The sequence below is a fragment of the Pseudomonas sp. Z1-12 genome, assembly GCF_051132015.1.
GTDB lineage: Bacteria > Pseudomonadota > Gammaproteobacteria > Pseudomonadales > Pseudomonadaceae > Aquipseudomonas > Aquipseudomonas zanjanensis.
Window position 1 is genome coordinate 604,311 of record NZ_CP071647.1, and the last position, 19,435, is coordinate 623,745.

Annotated in this window: 19 protein-coding genes; 7 read left to right on the forward strand and 12 right to left on the reverse strand. The window is 61.9% G+C overall.

Annotation, left to right across the window (positions count from 1 at the left end; genetic code table 11):
- The first annotated feature begins 554 nt into the window (after positions 1-554).
- The gene (locus tag J3P85_RS02620) at positions 555-1,319 is read left to right on the forward strand and encodes an SDR family oxidoreductase (protein WP_186730053.1); all 765 of its coding nucleotides are present in this window, start codon (positions 555-557) and stop codon (positions 1,317-1,319) included.
- A 136-nt stretch (positions 1,320-1,455) separates the two neighbouring features.
- Here the strand turns inward: J3P85_RS02620 and J3P85_RS02625 are convergent, their stop codons facing one another.
- The 9 genes from J3P85_RS02625 to J3P85_RS02665 all read right to left on the reverse strand — a co-directional run bounded on the left by J3P85_RS02625 (position 1,456) and on the right by J3P85_RS02665 (position 9,063).
- Positions 1,456-2,589, reverse strand: coding sequence for an AGE family epimerase/isomerase (locus J3P85_RS02625; protein ID WP_434704794.1), 1,134 nt, complete (start codon positions 2,587-2,589; stop codon positions 1,456-1,458).
- A gap of 543 nt (positions 2,590-3,132) precedes the next feature.
- Positions 3,133-3,705 (reverse strand): HupE/UreJ family protein, encoded by a 573-nt coding sequence (locus J3P85_RS02630; RefSeq protein ID WP_434704795.1) that lies wholly within the window; start codon positions 3,703-3,705, stop codon positions 3,133-3,135.
- 30 nt (positions 3,706-3,735) lie between these two features.
- A complete protein-coding gene (gene ureG, locus J3P85_RS02635) occupies positions 3,736-4,350 on the reverse strand; it encodes an urease accessory protein UreG (protein ID WP_060739393.1) in 615 nt (204 codons plus the stop codon).
- A gap of 9 nt (positions 4,351-4,359) precedes the next feature.
- Complete coding sequence (locus tag J3P85_RS02640; protein ID WP_411386358.1) at positions 4,360-5,049, reverse strand: urease accessory protein UreF; 690 nt, start codon at positions 5,047-5,049, stop codon at positions 4,360-4,362.
- On the reverse strand, positions 5,046-5,546 hold the full coding sequence (gene ureE, locus J3P85_RS02645) for an urease accessory protein UreE (RefSeq protein WP_057448286.1): 501 nt from the start codon (positions 5,544-5,546) through the stop codon (positions 5,046-5,048). The genes J3P85_RS02640 and ureE overlap by 4 nt, the downstream gene beginning before the upstream one ends.
- 359 nt (positions 5,547-5,905) lie before the next feature.
- The gene (locus J3P85_RS02650; RefSeq protein ID WP_411386359.1) at positions 5,906-6,289 is read right to left on the reverse strand and encodes a DUF6124 family protein; all 384 of its coding nucleotides are present in this window, start codon (positions 6,287-6,289) and stop codon (positions 5,906-5,908) included.
- Positions 6,290-6,918: 629 nt separating this feature from the next.
- Positions 6,919-7,302 (reverse strand): DUF6124 family protein, encoded by a 384-nt coding sequence (locus J3P85_RS02655; protein ID WP_411386360.1) that lies wholly within the window; start codon positions 7,300-7,302, stop codon positions 6,919-6,921.
- Between the two features lie 437 nt (positions 7,303-7,739).
- Positions 7,740-8,372 carry a TetR family transcriptional regulator gene (locus J3P85_RS02660; protein WP_434704796.1) on the reverse strand — a complete coding sequence of 211 codons (633 nt, stop codon included), beginning with the start codon at positions 8,370-8,372 and terminating at the stop codon, positions 7,740-7,742.
- A gap of 157 nt (positions 8,373-8,529) precedes the next feature.
- On the reverse strand, positions 8,530-9,063 hold the full coding sequence (locus tag J3P85_RS02665; protein ID WP_434704797.1) for a hypothetical protein: 534 nt from the start codon (positions 9,061-9,063) through the stop codon (positions 8,530-8,532).
- Between the two features lie 377 nt (positions 9,064-9,440).
- Between J3P85_RS02665 and J3P85_RS02670 the strand changes: the two genes are divergently transcribed.
- The gene (locus J3P85_RS02670) at positions 9,441-11,516 is read left to right on the forward strand and encodes an AsmA family protein (protein WP_434704798.1); all 2,076 of its coding nucleotides are present in this window, start codon (positions 9,441-9,443) and stop codon (positions 11,514-11,516) included.
- A gap of 130 nt (positions 11,517-11,646) precedes the next feature.
- Here J3P85_RS02670 and J3P85_RS02675 read toward each other — a convergent pair whose 3' ends face one another.
- Both J3P85_RS02675 and J3P85_RS02680 read right to left on the reverse strand, forming a co-directional pair.
- A complete protein-coding gene (locus J3P85_RS02675) occupies positions 11,647-12,177 on the reverse strand; it encodes a ferritin-like domain-containing protein (protein ID WP_186707806.1) in 531 nt (176 codons plus the stop codon).
- Between the two features lie 57 nt (positions 12,178-12,234).
- Positions 12,235-13,176, reverse strand: a complete 942-nt coding sequence (locus J3P85_RS02680; RefSeq protein WP_434704799.1) for a LysR substrate-binding domain-containing protein — start codon at positions 13,174-13,176, stop codon at positions 12,235-12,237.
- 138 nt (positions 13,177-13,314) lie between these two features.
- On the opposite strand from J3P85_RS02680, the gene J3P85_RS02685 reads away from it, so the two are divergent.
- The 4 genes from J3P85_RS02685 to J3P85_RS02700 all read left to right on the forward strand — a co-directional run bounded on the left by J3P85_RS02685 (position 13,315) and on the right by J3P85_RS02700 (position 16,673).
- On the forward strand, positions 13,315-13,953 hold the full coding sequence (locus J3P85_RS02685; protein WP_434704800.1) for an FMN-dependent NADH-azoreductase: 639 nt from the start codon (positions 13,315-13,317) through the stop codon (positions 13,951-13,953).
- A 117-nt stretch (positions 13,954-14,070) separates the two neighbouring features.
- Positions 14,071-14,961: an alpha/beta fold hydrolase gene (locus tag J3P85_RS02690; protein ID WP_434704801.1), complete on the forward strand. Its 891-nt coding sequence runs from the start codon at positions 14,071-14,073 to the stop codon at positions 14,959-14,961.
- 210 nt (positions 14,962-15,171) lie between these two features.
- On the forward strand, positions 15,172-15,444 hold the full coding sequence (locus J3P85_RS02695) for a PsiF family protein (RefSeq protein ID WP_434704802.1): 273 nt from the start codon (positions 15,172-15,174) through the stop codon (positions 15,442-15,444).
- A 215-nt stretch (positions 15,445-15,659) separates the two neighbouring features.
- Positions 15,660-16,673 carry an AI-2E family transporter gene (locus J3P85_RS02700; RefSeq protein WP_186707795.1) on the forward strand — a complete coding sequence of 338 codons (1,014 nt, stop codon included), beginning with the start codon at positions 15,660-15,662 and terminating at the stop codon, positions 16,671-16,673.
- 121 nt (positions 16,674-16,794) lie between these two features.
- Here the strand turns inward: J3P85_RS02700 and J3P85_RS02705 are convergent, their stop codons facing one another.
- Positions 16,795-18,069 carry an Hsp70 family protein gene (locus tag J3P85_RS02705; protein ID WP_434704803.1) on the reverse strand — a complete coding sequence of 425 codons (1,275 nt, stop codon included), beginning with the start codon at positions 18,067-18,069 and terminating at the stop codon, positions 16,795-16,797.
- 293 nt (positions 18,070-18,362) lie between these two features.
- Here J3P85_RS02705 and J3P85_RS02710 point away from each other — a divergent pair, with 293 nt between their 5' ends.
- A complete protein-coding gene (locus J3P85_RS02710) occupies positions 18,363-19,301 on the forward strand; it encodes a DnaJ C-terminal domain-containing protein (protein ID WP_434704804.1) in 939 nt (312 codons plus the stop codon).
- The last annotated feature ends 134 nt before the right edge of the window (positions 19,302-19,435 follow it).

Sequence of the window (19,435 nt, forward strand, 5' to 3'; positions counted from 1 at the left end):
TAACGTGGGAGTAGCTGGCTGAAAGCCTTTGATTACGTGGCTTGCAGAGCTGTGATCATTTTTTGATCAGGCGGTTTCGGTCAAGCGGGAGCGGCTGTTGTCAACAGTTTTCTGAGCACTGGAATGGGCCCCGAAGTCTATGGGCGATCCTGTGGATAAGTCTGTGATTAAACTCTGGAAAGACCGCGCTGAGGGCCGTGGTTACTGGCTTGGAGCCATCGCCTCTGGTGCGCTGACTTATAGCAGATAACTTGCGTTGCACAACCTGAGTTGCAGGGTCAAGCGAAAAAATTTTCCAAATACCCCGCAAAGCCTTATGCACAGCGGCCTGTGGGGTTTGCACTTGCCCCCGATTACTGTGGACGTGCCTGTGGATAACGTGCGGGCAACCGGCTGCGGGCCTTGCTGGGCAAGGCCTGGCGTGGGTTGGTTGTTTTATGAGCAGCTATGGACCAAAAGCACGTGTCGCAAACCTTGCCCCCGACGTATCAGGCCGGGCATGCTGTGGGCCGATTCCATTCAACGGCTTTTGAAGTTCCAACAAGGAGAACACGATGTCTGACACCCTGTTTATCACCGGCGCGACATCCGGTTTTGGTGAAGCCTGTGCCCGACGTTTTGCCGAGGCCGGTTGGAAGCTGGTGCTGACCGGTCGTCGTGAAGAACGCCTCAATGCCCTTTGTGCCGAGCTATCGAAGCAGACCGAAGTCCATGGCCTGGTCCTGGACGTGCGCGATCGCAAGGCCATGGAAGAGGCCATCGCCAACCTGCCGCCGTCCTTCGCCACGTTGCGCGGGCTGATAAACAACGCCGGCCTGGCCCTGGGCGTCGACCCGGCGCCCAAGTGCGACCTCGATGACTGGGACACCATGGTCGACACCAATGTCAAAGGGCTGATCTACAGCACCCGCCTGCTGTTGCCGCGCCTGATCGCCCATGGCCGTGGCGCCGGGATCGTCAACCTGGGTTCCATTGCCGGCAATTACCCGTATCCGGGCAGCCATGTGTATGGCGCGAGCAAGGCGTTCGTCAAACAGTTCTCCCTGAACCTGCGTTGCGACCTGCAAGGCACGGGCGTGCGGGTGAGCAACATCGAGCCGGGCCTGTGCGAAAGCGAATTCTCCCTGGTGCGCTTCGGTGGCGACCAGGAACGCTACAACGCGACCTATGCCGGCGCCGAGCCGATCCAGCCACAAGACATCGCCGACACGATTTTCTGGGTGCTCAACACGCCGGCGCACATCAACATCAACAGCCTGGAGCTGATGCCGGTGAGCCAGACCTGGGCTGGGTTTGCGATTGAGCGTAACAAGGCCTGACCGCTGACGTACTTGAGCTGGAAATGTTGAGCCCTTGTGGCGAGGGAGCTTGCTCCCGCTCGGCTGCGAAGCAGTCGTAAGCTTTTTGGGGCCGCTGCGCGGCCCAGCGGGAGCAAGCTCCCTCGCCACAGTGGGGTCAAGCCAGATAATCGGCCAGCCCGCGATAGCAGGTCAGCAGGTGATACGGCGTGGTGGACGGCATGTCCCGGCGGCTGACAAGGCCGTCGGCGTCGAGGCATTCATTCCAGCCTTGGGGATGAAGAAAATGCTGCCGCAACGCCTGTAGTTGATGTAGCAATGCCCCCTGATTGTCCGGGCGCAAGGTCAGCGCCCGCAAGTATTCCGCCTGGGCCCAGATGCGTTGGGTAGCATCCCGTGGGCCTGCTTGCGTGTCCAATGCCAGCATCGCGCACACCGCGCCGGAATCCGGATCGACGCCGCGTTGTTCGGTATGGCCGAAGCTGCGCTCCAGGGCGGTGTGCAACTTGCCGTTGTGCAACAGCGGGGAAGAGGCCAGCAAGTAATACCATTCGAACTGGTGGCCCGGCTCGAACCAGTTATCCACAGCCTTGAGCGGTTTTTCCATCATGACCCGCTGCTGCGGATCGATGAAGTGCTTGGCCATCCCGTCGCACAAGCCCAGCAACGCTTGGCGGACGTTGGCATCTTCGCGGACCGAGAGGGTGGCGAGGAACGCTTCGGCCAGGTGCATCAACGGGTTTTGCAAAGGGCCGGAACCCGTCGTCGACCAATCGCGCTTGAGGCTGGCTTCGTAGAGACCGTCGACGCTGGCAAAGCGCCGGGCGATGACTTCCAGGCTCGCGTTGAGCACCGATTCCACCAGCGGTTCGCGGACCTTGCCCCAGTAATGGGCGCAGGCGAACAGGATAAACGCGTGGGTATAGAGGTCCTTGCCGGTGTCCAGCGGCGCGCCTTGCGGGTCGATGCTGTAGAACCAGCCGCCATGTTCGGCATCGTGGAAATGGCGCTGGAGCGAGCGGAACAGTGCGCTGGCCCGTTCCTCGGCCTGGGGCACTTCGCCAATCAGGCTCGCAAACACATACAGTTGTCGCGCACAGGCCATGGCCCGGTAGCGCTGGGGTGGCAAAGGTGCATGTCCGGCATCCAGGGATTCATAGGGCAGCGCCAGTTCGGCATTCCAGCCCGGGCCTTGCCACATCGGCACGATCACGTCGTGAAAATGCTGCCGCACTGTTGCGAACAGGGCGGTCAATTCAGGCGGGGGAGCGGGGCGGGAAGCATCAGGCATGGGCGGACGTCGTCACGGCTGGGGGGCGATTGCGCGACATGGTAGCAGAGTGGCCGACTCCAGAGAGATGGCGCCTGTAAGTCCGTCATCGCGAGCAAGCTCGCTCCCACAGGGTACGGTGTATACCGATCAAATTGTGGGAGCAAGCTCCCACAAGGGGGCGGTGCACCGTTCAATGACTCACCAAAACGCGGTTGTGGCGGCGGTTGGTGTTGAGTTGGGCGGTGGTGCTGGCGGTTGCAATCTCTTCGCACTCTGAATCCCCACACAACCCCTGTGGCGAGGGCGCTTTTGTGGCGAGGGAGCTTGCTCCCGCTGGGCTGCGCAGCAGCCCCAATAGCAGCAACTCAATCCATCTGATACACCGCGTCAGCAGTTTTAGGGCTGCTTCGCAACCCAGCGGGAGCAAGCTCCCTCGCCACAAAAGCTCATCTGCCTTTCGGTCGGTGTTGGGAGCAGACTGGCCCCCACAAGGGCTGGTGTACCCAATCAAATTGTGGGAGCGAGCTTGCTCGCGATGACGGCCTGGCAGGCGCTAAAGAATCAACCGGCCAACAACCACACCCCAGCCCCCGCCGAAGCTGCTCCAGCCAACCGAACCAATGGCGCCGCCGCGCGTGGCAGCACTCGCACCAGTGCAAACCCGGCGCCATGCAGCGCCGCCGTGGCTGCGACGAAGCCCAGCGCATAGGCCCACGGGCTCGACATGTCCGGCAGTTCCAAGCCATGGGCCACGCCGTGGAACAGTGCAAACAAGGCCGTCGCGCCAACCGCCAGGCTCAACGGTGGGCGCACCGCCAGTGCCACCGCCAGGCCCAGGGCCAGCACCGAGGCGGCGATCCCGCTTTCCAGCGCCGGCAGGTTCAGGCCTTCAAAGCCCAGCAGGCCGCCCAGCAGCATCGTACCCACGAAGGTGCAGGGCAGCGCCCAGCGCGCGGCGCCTTGTTGTTGCGCGGCCCACAAGCCGACCGCCAGCATCGCCAGCAAATGGTCGAGCCCGCCGATGGGGTGGCCGAGGCCGGCGATCAGGCCATTGTCGCCATGGCCGGGGTGAGCGAAGGCCACGGCCGGGGTGAGCAGCAGGGCAAGGGCACCGAAGAGGCGTTTGAAGGTCATGGATAAGCTTCCTTGTTGTCAGTCGGAAAATCAGGCGGCGCTCAGCAGGCCCTGGCGCTCGATGAAGGCGATGATGTCGTCCAGGCCCTGGCCGGTCTTCTGGTTGCTGAACACGAAGGGCTTGCCGTTGCGCATCCGTCGGGTGTCGCTGTCCATCATTTCCAGGGACGCGCCCACCAGCGGTGCCAAGTCGATTTTGTTGATCACCAGCAGGTCGGATTTGCAAATGCCCGGCCCGCCCTTGCGCGGCAGCTTGTCCCCGGCGGAAACGTCGATCACATAGATCGTCAGGTCCGACAGCTCCGGGCTGAAGGTCGCCGACAGGTTGTCGCCGCCCGACTCCACCAGAATCAGGTCCAGGCCCGGAAAGCGTCGGTTCAACTGGTCCACCGCCTCGAGGTTGATCGAGGCATCTTCGCGAATCGCCGTGTGCGGGCAGCCGCCGGTTTCCACGCCGATGATCCGCTCCGGCGCCAGGGCTTCGTTGCGCACCAGAAAGTCGGCGTCTTCGCGGGTGTAGATGTCGTTGGTGACCACCGCCAGGTTGTAGCGTTCACGTAGAGCCAGGCACAGGGCCAGGGTCAGGGCGGTCTTGCCGGAGCCCACCGGGCCGCCGATACCGACGCGCAGAGGTTGTGTGTTCATGTGTGTCTCCTAGGAACGGAACAGACGGCTGTACTGGCGCTCATGGGCCATGCACGCCAGGGACAGGCCAAACGCGGCGCTGCCGTAGTGGTCGGGGTCGATGTTCGAGGCGTCGTGCTGGGCCTGTTGCAACAGCGGCAGCAGTTCGCTGGTCAGGCGCTGGGCCGCTTGCTGGCCCAGGGGCAGGGTTTTCATCAGCACCGCCAGTTGGTTTTCCAGCCAGCTCCACAGCCAGGCGGCGAGGGCATCCTGGGGGGCGATCTGCCAGGCGCGGGCGGCCAGGGCCCAGCCCAGCGCCAGGTGCGGCTCGCTGCGCTGACCAAGGCTGAGCTGTTCAAGGAAGTCCCGGGCGGCACGGTCGAGTTCCGGCAGGCCGGCGAGCAATTGCTGCAACGAGTAGCCCATCTGCCGGCTTTCCTGGTACAGCTCGCGGGTTTCCCGGCTGGCGCGGTGCTCTTCACAGCGTTGCCGCAGCGTGTCCCAATCGTCCGCGGCGGCTGCGGTGCAGTGCGCCAGCAGCAGGGGCGCTTCGAAGCGTGCCAGGTTCAGCAGCAATTGATCGCCGATCCAGCGCCGTGCGTCGTCGGGATTTTTCACCTGGCCGTTGTCCACCGCCATTTCCAGACCCTGGGAGTAGCTGTAGCCGCCAATCGGCAACTGCGGGCTGGCCAGACGCAGCAGCGCCCAGGCCGGGTTCATGTGCGCACGCCAAACTGATGCAGGCGCGGCGCGTAGTTGAAGTCTTCGTCGCCGTGACGGGAGTGATGATGGCCGCCGCCATAGGCGCCGTGTTCCGGCTGGAACGGGGCTTCGATGGCTTCGGCACGGGCGCCCAGTTGTTCGAGCATCGCCTTGAGCACGTAATCGTCCAGCAGGCGCAACCAGCCATCGCCCACTTGCAGGGCCACGTGGCGATTGCCCAGGTGGTAGGCGGCCCGGGTCAGTTCGAAGGCATTGGCGCAGGTGACATGCAGCAATTGTTCGGCGCGGGCGCAGACGCGCACGATGCGCCCATCTTCGGCCTGCAGGCACTCGCCGTCGTACAGCGGTGGCTGGCCTCGCTCCAGGAACAACCCCACGTCTTCACCCTCGGCACTGAAACAGCGCAGACGGCTTTTGCTGCGGGCGTCGAAGGTCAGGTGCAGCTCGGCGTCCCAGCGCGGTTGAGTGTCGATTCTGCGGTGAATCACCAGCATCGGAGTGCTTCCAGCAATGAACGGTGCTGTGTTTAGAGCAAGGGGCTTGCCAATCGAAGGGGGTGTAGGAAATATCTGGGGATGGCGTTTCAGGATGGGGCGGATTGCGTGACATGTTGGTGCGCGATGGGCTATCGCGCACCATTTTGCGGCTTGCACGAAAAAGATCCTGTGGGAGCGAGCTTGCTCGCGAAGGCGCCGGTTCGGTTGGCATCTTTGTCGACTGACCCACCGCCATCGCGAGCAAGCTCGCTCCCACAATGGATTGGTGTTGAGCTTGAGATTCGGTTCGACACAAAACCCTGTGGGAGCGAGCCTGCTCGCGAAGGCGTCGGCTCAGCTTGCATCAAAACAACGCGCTATCCCTTGGCCCCAGGCGCCGCCATCTCCTTGGTTTCCAAATGATCCAACGCCCGCTCGACCAACAACTGCACGCCATCGGCCATCCGGCTGATCGCCAGGGCGACGCAGCGGCGTGAGTCGTCCACATCGTCGGCCAGGTCGGCGGCGATGGTGCTGATGGAGAGCAGGTCTTCGGAGGCGTTGGCGAGCAGGGTTTCGGTGTCGATGTGTGGGGACACGATGAAGAGCTGGTTTTTATCGGGTTCGGGCGGTGAGGCGGGCTTGGGCTTGAGGTAGTAGTCGAGGGCGCGGGTGGCGGCGTCATCGAGCTTTTTTTCTTCCTGCGCTTGGACGCGGGATTTGTGGCCGCTTTGCGGGGGATTCGGAGTTGCTTTGAACATTGTGAAAATTCCTGGAAGTGGAGCCGGCACCCTCCGATTGCACGTCGAAAAATGGGTGGCAGCTGTACGTAGGTGTGCAAGACCGGTCCAGGAACCCGGCAGACCCGAAGGTCTCCCACGCGCAGCCGCCATAACAGTCGGCGAGCATAGAAAAATGCTCGACGAATAGCCATAACGAATGCGTTCCTAGATCGGACTTGCACGTCCGTGTCACCGTTTTTTGCGATGACGAACAGAGGTTAGCGGCGCTCGAAAGTGCTGCCTAGTTCATGAACAGCCCGGCGTGTTGAAGGAAATGTCCGAGGGTTTGGCGGGGAAAAGCACCAAAAAGATCGCAGCCGTCCGCAGCTCCTACAGAAATTGCCTAGCGGCTGCCGAAAGCTGCGATTTTTTGATTTGAATGTTTGATGGAGAGATGCACCTTTCTTACATCACAGAGCATCTATTGGGTGGTTCTTCGGGAAGTGGTGTGTCAGGTGAGCAATCAGGGAGTTGAGACTCCGCTATCGCGAGCAAGCTCGCTCCCACAGTGGAGGGGCTTTGAACCCTGAGATTCGGTTCGACACAAAACCCTGTGGGAGCGAGCCTGCTCGCGAAGGCGTCGGCTCAGCTTGCATCAAAACAACGCGCTATCCCTTGGCCCCAGGCGCCGCCATCTCCTTGGTTTCCAAATGATCCAACGCCCGCTCGACCAACAACTGCACGCCATCGGCCATCCGGCTGATCGCTAGGGCGACGCAGCGGCGTGAGTCGTCCACATCGTCGGCCAGGTCGGCGGCGATGGTGCTGATGGAGAGCAGGTCTTCGGAGGCGTTGGCGAGCAGGGTTTCGGTGTCGATGTGTGGGGACACGATGAAGAGCTGGTTTTTATCGGGTTCGGGCGGTGAGGCGGGCTTGGGCTTGAGGTAGTAGTCGAGGGCGCGGGTGGCGGCGTCATCGAGCTTTTTTTCTTCCTGCGCTTGGACGCGGGATTTGTGGCCGCTTTTTGGCGGATTTGGAGTGACCTTGAACATATCTATGTACCAGAGTTGGGGTCGACATCCTTTCGCTTGCATTCGAAGAGGTGGCAACTGTGCGTAGGTGTGCAAGACCGGCTGGTACCCCCGGCAGACCCGAAGGTCTCCCACGCACAATCGCCATGACGGACGCGAGCATAAAAAAATGCTCGGTCAATAGCCATGACCAATTGCGTACCAATCCGGACTTGCACGTCCGTGTCACCGTTTTTTTTGCGATGACGAACCAAGGTTAGCGGCACAAAACCAGGGTGCCTAGTTCATGAGCAGCCCGGCGTGTTGAAGGAAATGTCCGAGGGTTTGGCGGGGGAAAAGTACTGAAGGATCACAGCGGTCGGCAGCTCCTACAGAAATTGCCTAGCGGCTGCCGTAAGCTGGGCTCAGACGCCGCCATCGCGAGCAAGCTCGCTCCCCACAGGGGGGACTTTCGGGGGTTATTCGGTGCTGCCCAGCCCTTGCCAATGCTTGAGGCCAATGAAGATGAATCGCAGTTGCTGGGTCATCTTCGCCTGGGGCGTGAGGTGTTCGGGGAGGGCTTGGGCGGGTGGGTCGATGATGTCCGGCAGGGTGGCGAACACGCTCTTGACGATAAGATCGGCCATCACGCCCAGGGCGGCCAGGTCCAGATGCTGCAGCTTGGGCATCAAGGCCAGGTCGGCGGCCAAGTCCGAGCGGATGTCTTCGCGCAATTGAGCAATGGCCTGGCGCACCGGCAGGGAGCCGCCGTATTGCTCGCGGGCCAGGAACAGGAATTGGGATCGGTTGACTTGAACCACATCGAGAAAGATCCGTACCGACGCATCGATGATGCCACCCATGACAAATTCGTTGTGGCGGACCAGGCGGAGAGTTTCGCGGAAGGTCTGGCCGACTTCGCTGACCAGTGCCAGGCCCAGTTGGTCCATGTCCTCGAAGTGCCGGTAGAACCCGGTGGGCACGATGCCCGCCGTCCTGGCGACTTCCCGCAGGCTCAGGCTACCGAATCCCCGGCCGCACTCCATCAAATGACGGGCTGCGTCCATCAGGGCAATGCGTGTCTGTTGTTTCTGTTCGGCGCGGGGCAGCATCGCAAGGCTGACTTCTGATTCACGGGAGCGGTGCACTCTAGCAAATCGGCTTTGCCGACGTCGAACGGTAGAGGGGGATCGGGCGGGGAAAACGAAGGGCTTGAAAAGTCAAAAGCCCGATTGCAGGAATCGGGCTTTTTTCTGGGCCACCATGGGCTCAGCTCACGGTGCTGTTGCGTTCGATCACACGATCCCCACCGCCTTCGGCCACGGTATCGCCCATTTTAGTGCGGGAAGAACCGTCTTCGGCGAGGGTTTGGCCTGGAGTACGGTCGGAACCATCGGCTGCCAGGGTTTGGCCTGGAGTGCGGTCGGAACCATCGGCTGCCAGGGTTTGGCCCGGAGTGCGGTCGGAACCATCGGCTGCCAGGGTTTGGCCTGGAGTGCGGTCGGAACCATCGGCTGCCAGGGTTTGGCCTGGAGTGCGGTCGGAACCATCGGCTGCCAAGGTTTGGCCTGGGGTGCGGTCGGAACCGTCAGCTGCCACGGTATCACTCTGCTTGGTACGGTCATAACCGTCTTCGGCCAGGCCTTTTTCTTCCAGGCGATCACGTCCACCTTCGGCAACCGTCTGGCTGTAGACAGAGTGGCTGTCCTTGACCTGTGGCGTGGCTTGTTCGGAGGCTGGCAGTGCGAAGGCAGTAGAGGCCAGCAGTGAAAGGGACAGGCTCATCAGTAATTGGCGTTTCATGATCGTTGCTCCTTGGGAGGGCGATAAAGTGGGTACGAGGGCAATGCTACTCTCGATAAGTCGATATAAAAGTTCATAAACGCAATGGTAATAATCAACGGAATTGATTGTTCACGGCGAAGGCTCTAGAACGGGCGTTTCCAAGGTGCTGTTTTGCACCGTGGTGGGTATTTTGTACCCATCGCTGCCTCGCAAATGTGCGGGGGCGGTAACAGTTTGTTGGCCGATCAGTCAGAATCCTGGCATCTTTTTGTGCCGTTCATCGGCACCTGTTGGCCGTTTCGCCAGTCCAACCCTTCATGACGAACCGGCTGCTGGTTCGTATTTAAAACGGCGCCGCGGTTGCGAACGCTGACTTGTCATCAGGAGCCTTGTGCATGACGCGCACCTCGAAAATCCTCGCCTGGAGCTTTGCCAGCCTTGTTGTCCTGCTGGCGGTGCTGGTCCTGGTCATCGCTTTCTTCGACTGGAACCGCATCAAGCCCTCGCTCAACGCCAAGGTTTCCGAGGAATTGCATCGCCCCTTCGCCATCAACGGCAACCTGGCGGTGATCTGGCAGCGTGAGCCGGAAGAAGGTGGCTGGCGCGCCTGGTTGCCGTGGCCCCATGTGGTGGCCGAAGACTTGAGCCTGGGTAACCCGGATTGGTCGAAAACGCCGCAAATGGTCACGCTCAAGCGTGTCGAGCTACGCGTTTCGCCCCTGGCCTTGCTGGCCCGGCGAGTGGCGATTCCACGCATCGACCTGACGGCGCCCAACGCCAATCTGCAACGCCTGGCGGACGGTCGCGCCAACTGGACCTTCCAATTCGATCCGAAAGACCCGGACGCCGAGCCGTCCAGTTGGGTGGTGGACATTGGTGCCATTGGTTTCGACAAGGGGCACGTCACCCTTGACGACCAGACACTCAAGACCCGCCTCGACCTGTTGATCGACCCGTTGGGCAAACCCATTCCGTTCAGCGATATCGTCGGTGACAAAGCCGCGAAAAAAGCCCAGGACCAAGGCGCGACGCCACAGGACTACGCGTTCGCCTTCAAGGTCAACGGGCAGTATCACGGGCAAAACCTGACCGGCTCCGGCAAGGTCGGTGGTTTGCTGGCACTGAAGGATGCGTCACAACCTTTTCCACTCCAGGCCCAGGCGAAGGTCGGTGACACACGTGTCGAACTGGCCGGCACCCTCATCGACCCGCTGAACCTCGGGGCGCTGGACTTGCGCCTGAAACTGGCCGGCAACAGCCTCGCCAATCTCTACCCACTGACCGGCGTGACCCTGCCGGACTCACCGCCTTACGCCACCGATGGCCGCTTGATCGCCAAGCTGCATGAGCCGGGTGGGGCGCTGTTTCGCTATGAGGGGTTCAACGGCAAGATCGGCGACAGCGATATCCATGGGGACCTGGCTTACGTCGCCAGCCAGCCGCGGCCAAAACTCAGTGGCGCGCTGGTCTCCAATCAACTGCTGTTCAGCGACTTGGCGCCGTTGATCGGTGCTGACTCCAACACCGAGCAAAAGGCCCGCGGCGGCGCCAGCAAACAGCCGACCGGCAAGGTCTTGCCCGTAGAAGAATTTCGCACCGAGCGTTGGCGCGTGATGGACGCCGATGTGGAGTTCACCGGCAAACGCATTGTCCATAGCGAGCAGCTACCGTTCACCGACCTGTACACCCATCTGGTGCTCAACGACGGGCAGTTGAGTCTTGAGCCCCTGCGTTTCGGTGTGGCCGGTGGCCGCCTCGATGCGCAGATCCGCCTCAACGGGCGCACCCGGCCGCTGGAAGGCCAGGCGAAACTGACGGCGCGGGGGTTCAAGCTCAAGCAACTGTTCCCGGGTTTCGAACCGATGAAAACCAGCTTCGGCGAATTGAATGGCGATGCCGACATCACCGGGCGCGGCAATTCGGTGGCGGCGTTGCTGGGCACCTCCAACGGTACGCTGAAAATGCTCATCAACGATGGCGCCATCAGTCGGGAATTGATGGAGCTGGCGGGGCTGAACGTCGGTAATTACGTGGTAGGGAAAATCTTTGGCGACAAGGAAGTGAAGATCAACTGCGCGGCGGCGGACTTCGACATCAAGACGGGCCTGGCGACCACGCGCCTGTTCGTGTTCGACACCGAGAACGCGATCATCTACATCGACGGCACGGCGAACATGGCGAGTGAACAGTTGGACCTGACCATCACCCCAGAGTCCAAGGGCTGGCGCCTGATTTCCCTGCGTTCGCCCTTGTATGTGCGGGGCACGTTCGCCAAGCCCGCCGCCGGGGTCAAGGCCGTACCCCTGATGCTGCGCGGTGCCGGGATGGTGGCGTTGGGCGTGATCGCCGCGCCAGCGGCCGGGTTGTTGGCGCTGGTGGCGCCCAGCGGCGGAGAGCCGAACCAGTGCGCGCCTCTGTTGGAACAGATGAAGGCGGGCAAGGCGCCGGTGACGGTCAAGCCTACCCGGTAGCTCAATGTTGCGGTGAGGCGACTGGCCCCATCGCGAGCAAGCTCGCTTCCATAGGGGACCGCATTCTGTCTGAAGGAATGCGGTCAAAATGTGGGAGCGAGCTTGCTCGCGATGGGGCCCCTTAAGACCCTTACAGATCAGCCAGGATATCGGCCATGTCATCGGCATGCTCTTCTTCCTGGGCCAGGATGTCTTCGAAGATGCGCCGGGTGGTCGGGTCTTTTTCGCCAATGTATTGGATGATTTCCCGGTAGCTGTCGATGGCGATCCGTTCGGCCACCAGGTCCTCGTACACCATTTCCTTGAGGGTGTTGCCCGCTATGTATTGGGCGTGGGAATTGCGAGTCAGCAGGTCGGGGTTGAACTCCGGCTCGCCGCCCAACTGCACGATGCGCTCGGCGAGTGTGTCGGCGTGTTCGGCTTCCTGGTTCGCGTGCTCAAGGAACTCACTGGCCGCCACGCTGGCCTTGAGACCGGTGGCCATGAAGTAGTGGCGCTTGTAGCGCAACACGCAAACCAGTTCGGTGGCCAGCGCTTCGTTGAGCAGGCGGATGACCTCCTGGCGATCGGCGCCGTAGCCTTCGGTCACGGCGCCGTTCTGCACGTTCTGCCGTGCCCGTTCGCGCAGGGTGGTTACATCGGATAAGTGCATGTCGCTCATCTCGTTCTCCTGGAGGCTGATCCGGTTGAGGCGTCACGCTCTGCTGGCGCGATCACTCTAAATGTGAGTGACGCGGTCTTGAAAAAGTTTTACTGAATTTTTCAGCGCATAACCGGACAGTCGCGCCTCCTCCCCCAACCACTGGAAGAACGCCCGCACCGGCGGATGGCGTTCGCGGCCCGGGACGCACAGGGCGCTATAGCCGGCGCCGCTGACCTGGACGTCCGGGCGATAGCCCACCAGCAAGCCGCTGGCGATGCTTTGCGAAGCGAGGATATTGCTCGCCAGCACCAGGCCCTGCCCGGCAATCGCGGCTTGCAAGGCGTAATGCTCCTCGTCGTACTCGCGGATGCACGGCTGACGGGTGAGCCAGGTTTCCCCGGCCTGGGCGCACCAGGCATCCCAACCATGGGCGTACAGCTTGGAGTTGTGCCAGCGCACGCTGATCAGCGTCGGCGGCTGCCGGGCCGCCAGGGCCACCTGTTCAGGCGAGCCATAGACCCCGAAGCTTTCATCGAACAGGCACATGCCGTACAGGTTCGGGTAGGCGTCGAGGCTGTAGCGCACCACCAGGTCGACGCTGGCGTCCTGGTGCAGGTCGATCACCTCGCAATGGGTGTCCAGGCGCACGTTGATGTTCGGGTGGCGCGCATAAAAGCGCCCCAGGCGCGGCACCAGCCACAGGGCGGCAAACGCGGCGGTGGTGGACAGGGTCAGGTGGGTGGTGCTGCGTTGCGGGCGCAAGGTATCGACGCTTTGCGCTACCTCCAGCAAGGCCCCGTGCAAGCTGTGGAACAAGCGTTGCCCGCTGTCGGTGAGGCGGACCTGGCGGGGCAGGCGTTCGAACAGGACCAGCCCCAGCCAACTCTCCAGCGCTCGAATCTGGTGGGAGATCGCCGTAGGCGTCACCGACAACTCCGCCGCGGCCGCCTTGAAACTGAGCAACCGCGCGGCGGATTCGAAGGCGCGCAGGGCGTTGAGCGGCAGGTTGGCGAACATCCGGATTCTCCTGAAAAACGCTACGGATGAAATTAACTCATCCAGATGAACTAACGCTCATTTGTCTGCTGGCAGCATCGGGCTTCAATCTACGCCGCACAAGCAGTGTTGATTGTAGCCGCATAAAAGGAGATTCAGATGAGCAAGATTCTTGTGGTGCATGGCAGCCCCCGTGGCGAGCGTTCTCATTCCCGGCGCCTGGCCGAGGCGTTTGTTTCGGCGTGGCAGGCCGCGAACCCGCCATCCCAATTGACCCGCCGCGAGGTCGGACGGACGGTAATACCGCCGGTCAACGAAGCCTTTATCGCGGCGGCGTTCTACCCCGAGCCCCAGAATCGACCGTTGATCATGCAGGCGGACCTGGCCCTGAGCGATGCCTTGGTCGAAGAACTGCAAGCCCATGACCGCCTGGTGATCGCCGCGCCCATGCACAATTTCAGCGTGCCCAGCGGCGTGAAGGCCTGGATCGACCAGATCGTGCGCATCGGGCTGACGTTCAATCACAGCCTGGATAACGGCGTGTCGCACTACGAGCCGCTGGTGCTGGGCAAGAAGGCGCTGATCGTGACCAGCCGCGGTGATTTCGGTTTTGGCCCCGGCGGCCAACTGGAGAGCATGAATCACGCCGACACGCTGTTGCGCACGGTGCTGGGGTTCATCGGCATCACCGATGTGACGGTGGTGGCCGCCGAAGGTGAAGAGTCGGCCGAGCGCAGTTTTGCGTTGTCCTGTGCCGAGGCCGAGGAGCGTTTGCTGGCGTTGGCGCGGTCCTTCTAAAAGGGACTGCTGTGGCCTGACGGGAGCAAGCGCCCTCGCCACGGATTCATCCGGGTGTCATAGACTGGTCATCATCGGTACTGATGCTGATCACCTCTTGATCACAAGGATGTCTCCATGTCGCAACGCTGCGCCACTCGCTACCCGCTGGTGCTGGTCCCGGGCATGCTCGGGTTCATCCGTCTGGTGCTGTATCCGTACTGGTATGGCATCGTCTCGGCGTTGCGTCGCGGTGGGGCCGTGGTGGTGGCGGTGAAGGTATCGCCGCTGCATTCGTCCGAGGTGCGCGGCGAGCAGTTGCTGGCGGTGATCGACGACATCCTGCGGCAAACCGGTGCGCAGAAGGTCAACCTGATCGGCCACAGCCAGGGCAGCCTCACCGCCCGTTATGCCGCCGCCAAGCGCCCGGACCTGGTGGCCTCGGTCACGTCGGTGGCCGGCCCCAACCACGGCTCCGAACTGGCGGACTACCTGCAACGCCACTACCCGGCCGACAGCGCCAAGGGGCGCGTGCTCAGTGCCGTGCTACGCCTGATCAACGCCCTGATGAGCCTGCTGGACACCGGCTATCGCGGGCCGAAGCTGCCGGTGGACCTCCACGCATCCCACGTCTCCCTGACCACTGCTGGCGTTGCGCTGTTCAACCAACGTTATCCACAGGGCTTGCCGGTCACTTGGGGCGGGCAGGGGCCGGAAGAGGTCAATGGCGTGCGCTATTACTCGTGGTCCGGCACCTTGCAGCCGGGCATCACCGATAAAGGGCGCAACCTGTTCGACGGCACCAACCGCACGTGCCGTTTATTTGCCCGCACCTTTGTCCGGGAAGCGGGGCAATGCGACGGCTTGGTCGGACGCTACAGCTCCCACCTGGGCACGGTCATCGGCGACGACTATCCGCTGGACCACTTCGACATCGTCAACCAGTCGCTGGGGCTGGTGGGCAAGGGGGCCGAGCCGATTCGGTTGTTTGTCGAGCATGCCGAGCGGTTGAAGGCTGCTGGGGTGTAGCACGTTGGACCGCGTTATCGTTCATCGCGAGCAAGCTCGCTCCCACATTCGACCGAGTGCTTTCGGAAGGAATGCGATCAACTGTGGGAGCGAGCCTGCTCGCGAAAGCGGTAGCCCAGGCACAGAGAGTCCCTAGGGTGAAGGTGTAACAGGCGTTGTCTACACTCCACCCCATCGCCACCCCCTCGTGTGGCAGCCAGGAGAAACACCATGAAGATGCTTCGTGTGCCTTTGTTGATGATCGGTTTGCTGCTGTGTTCCCAGGGCTTCGCCGAGACGGCGCAGCAGAGCAAGATGACCACCTGCAATGCCGACGCCACCGCCAAGGCGCTCAAGGGCGACGAGCGCAAGGCGTTCATGAGCAATTGCCTCAAGGCGACCCCGCAGGAGCGCATGAAGAGCTGCAACGCCACCGCCACCGAGCAGGCGCTGAAGGGCGGTGCCCGCAAGGCGTTCATGAGTGAGTGCCTGAAGAAAAAGTAGATGTTTGACCTCTAAGGCCCCATCGCGAGCTCGCTCCCACAATGGACCGGGCAACGCCGATCTACTGTGGGAGCGAGCTTGCTCGCGATGGGGCCAGCGCATAGTTACAAATATCCCCTGAACTGCGACGAAGGTCGGCCGACACAATCCCTAGTGCTGCCAGCGGATCGCTGGCAGACTGCCGATCCTTTCACGCCGTTTTGTCCTGAGGCTGTATGCCAACGTTTTCTCAGCGTCATGTGTTGTTGGTGATCAGTTGGGTGATCATCTTTGGTGGGTTGTTGCTGGTGCTGCCGCTGCGCCTTTTGCCGAGCCTGCTGGCCGGGCTGCTGGTGTTCGAACTGGTCAACATGCTCACCCCGCAGTTGCAGCGCCTGATCGAAGGCCGCCGTGCCCGCTGGCTGGCAGTGGCGTTGCTCGGCACGCTGGTGGTCAGTGTGCTTTCGTTGATTTTCGCCGGGGCCTTCAGTTTCCTGCTCCATGAGGCAGAAAACCCAGGCGCGTCCCTGGACAAGTTCATGACGGTGGTCGACCGCGCCCGTGGACAATTGCCGCCGTTCATCGACGCCTACCTACCGGCCAGCGCTGCCGAGTTCCGAGTGGCAATCGGCGACTGGGTAAGCAAGCACCTGAGCGACCTGCAACTGGTGGGCAAGGACGCTGCCCACATGTTCGTGACCTTGCTGATCGGCATGGTGCTGGGGGCCATCGTTGCCCTGCAGCGCATTCCCGACCTGACCAAGCGCAAGCCCCTGGCCGCGGCGCTGTTCGATCGCCTGAACCTGCTGGTCAAGGCGTTTCGCAACATCGTCTTCGCCCAGATCAAGATTTCCCTGCTCAACACCTTCTTCACCGGGATTTTCCTGGCGGTGGTGCTGCCGCTGTTCGGCATCCAGCTGCCTTTGACCAAGACCCTGATCGTGATGACGTTCCTGCTGGGGCTGCTGCCGGTGATTGGCAACCTGATGTCCAACACCCTGATCACTATCGTCGCCCTGTCGTTGTCGATCTGGGTGGCGGTGGCGGCGCTGGGTTACCTGATCGTGATCCACAAGCTCGAATACTTCCTCAACGCCCGTATCGTTGGCGGGCAGATCAGCGCCAAGTCCTGGGAATTGCTCATGGCAATGCTGGTGTTCGAAGCCGCATTCGGCCTGCCGGGGGTGGTGGCGGGGCCGATTTATTATGCGTATCTCAAGAGTGAGTTGAAGCAGGTGGGGATGGTTTGATCCGATAGATGGGGTGTCTGGTCTGCCCCATCGCGAGCAAGCTCGCTCCCACAATGGACCGAGCACTGCAAATTCCCTGTGGGAGCGAGCTTGCTCGCGATTCAGGCGCCTCGGTCCGGGCTCAGACTTGGCTCCCATACCGCTTCATCGCCTCGATCGCCAACCCGCTGCCGATACTGCCGAAGATATTGCCTTCCACGTGCCGCGCCTGGGGCAGCATTGCCGAGACGCTGTTGCGCAGCGCCGGGATGCCGCTGGAACCGCCGGTGAAGAACACCGTGTCGACCTGATCGACCCGCACGTTGGCATCGCTGAGCAGTTGCGTGACGCTGCCGCGCACCCGTTCCAGCAAACCGTCGATGGCCGATTCGAACAAGGCCCGGCTCAGGTCCACGCTCAGGCCTGGCTCGATCCGGTCCAACGGCACGTGACGCTGCTCGGTGTGGGTCAACTCGATCTTGGTTTCTTCCACTTCCATCGCCAGCCAGTGCCCGGCGCGCTGTTCGATCAGCTTGAACAGCCGGTCGATGCCGCCGGTGTCTTCGATGTCGTAGCGCATGCTGCCCAGGGCCAGGGTGGACTTTTGCGAGTACACCGCGTTGATGGTGTGCCAGGTCGCCAGGTTCATGTGGTGGCTGGTGGGCATGTAGGCACCGCTTTTCATGCGGCTGCCATAACCGAACAGCGGCATCAGGCCGGCCAGGGAGAGTTGCTTGTCGAAATCGGTCCCGCCGATGTGCACGCCACCGGTGGCGAGGATGTCAGCGTGACGGTTGTCATGCATTCGCCGCTCGGGCGACAGGCGCACCAGGGAGAAGTCTGAGGTCCCGCCGCCGATGTCGACGATCAGCACCAGCTCTTCTTTTTCGATGGTCGATTCATAATCGAAGGCCGCTGCGATGGGCTCGTACTGGAAGGAGACTTCTTTGAAGCCAATGGCGCGGGCAACCTCCACCAGGGTGTTTTCCGCTTCCTGGTCGGCCAGCTCATCGTCATCGACGAAAAACACTGGGCGCCCCAGCACCACTTCTTCGAATTCCCGACCGGCGGCGGCTTCGGCCCGTTGTTTCAACTGGCCGATGAACAACCCCAACAGATCCTTGAACGGCATGGCCGTGCCGAGCACGCTGGTGTCGTGCTTGATCAGCTTGGAGCCCAGCAGGCTCTTGAGCGAGCGCATCAACCGGCCTTCGTAGCCTTCCAGGTATTCGTGCAGGGCCAGGCGGCCATACACCGGGCGGCGTTCCTCGAGATTGAAAAAGACCACCGAGGGCAGGGTGATCTTGTCGTCCTCCAGCGCGATCAACGTTTCCATGCCGGGGCGCAGCCAGCCGACGGTGGAGTTGGACGTGCCAAAGTCGATACCGCAGGCACGGGCCGGGGATGCGTTTTTCATGTCTTTCGGGTTCCAGTTGAAAAAACGGCCGCGCAGTGTATGTCAGTGCGGCGCGGATTCGAAGGCCGGTTATCTGCTAATTCTCGAACGCGGGCCTTGAAAGACTCTCTTATACCCCCAAACTTGCTGGCATGAGCCGGTAGCACAGGGCGGGCACAAGAACCGCCACCCGCTGCCGATAAACTTCTGACGTGCCGCCCGGTCCCAATCTTGAGGTCGGTCAACCCGCTGTCCGGTTATCCGGGCAGGCTGTGCGTGGCGGTGCGACATCGATAACGGATGGTGATGCTTAGATGGACTTCAAAGACTATTACAAGATCCTGGGTGTCGAGCCCACGGCGGACGACAGCACGATCAAGGCTGCCTACCGCAAGCTGGCGCGCAAATACCACCCGGACGTGAGCAAAGAGAAAGACGCCGAGACCAAGTTCAAGGACGTCTCCGAAGCCTATGAAGCGTTGAAAAGCGCCGACAAGCGCGCCGAGTACGACGACCTGCGCCGCTACGGCCAGCACGGCCAGCCGTTCCAGGGACCACCGGGCTGGCAGAGCCGTGGCGGTTTTGGCGGCCAGGACACAGGGGATTTCTCGGACTTCTTCAGTTCGATTTTCGGTAATCGCGGGCCGGGTTTCGGCGGCGGACAGTCAGGTCGCAACGCCGGCCGACGAGGGCAAGACGTGGAAATGGAATTACCGATTTTCCTGGAAGAAACCCTGTCGAGCGAATCGAAGAAGGTCACCTTCCAGGTGCCGCAATACAACGCGGCGGGCCAGCACGTGAGCAACACCAGCAAGAGCCTGAACGTGAAGATCCCGCTGGGCGTGACCGATGGCGAGCGTATCCGCCTCAAGGGCCAGGGCGCGCCGGGAATCGGTGGTGGCGCCAATGGGGACTTGTACCTGACCATTCGTTTCGCGCCGCACCCCAAGTTCGACGTCGAAGGCCAGGACTTGATCATCACCTTGCCCCTGGCGCCATGGGAATTGGCGCTGGGCACCGAGGTCGCGGTGCCGACCCTCACCGGCAAGATCAACCTCAAGGTGCCGGCCGGCAGCCAGAACGGCCAGCGCATGCGCGCCAAGGGCCACGGCCTGCGCAACAAGGCCGGCGAGCGCGGCTATTTGTTCGTGCAGCTCAAGGCCGTGATGCCCAAGGCCAGCGACGAATCGGTCAAGGCGTTGTGGGCCGAGCTGGCGAAGAAAGCCGCGTTCGATCCTCGGGAGAACTTCTGACCGGTAATCAAAGGCCTGGCAACACAACCCCGTGGCGAGGGAGCTTGCTCCCGCTGGGCTGCGAAGCAGCCCCAAAACCATTCGACACGGTGCGCCAGGAAAAACCGGTAGGCAGGTTTTACGACTGCTGCGCA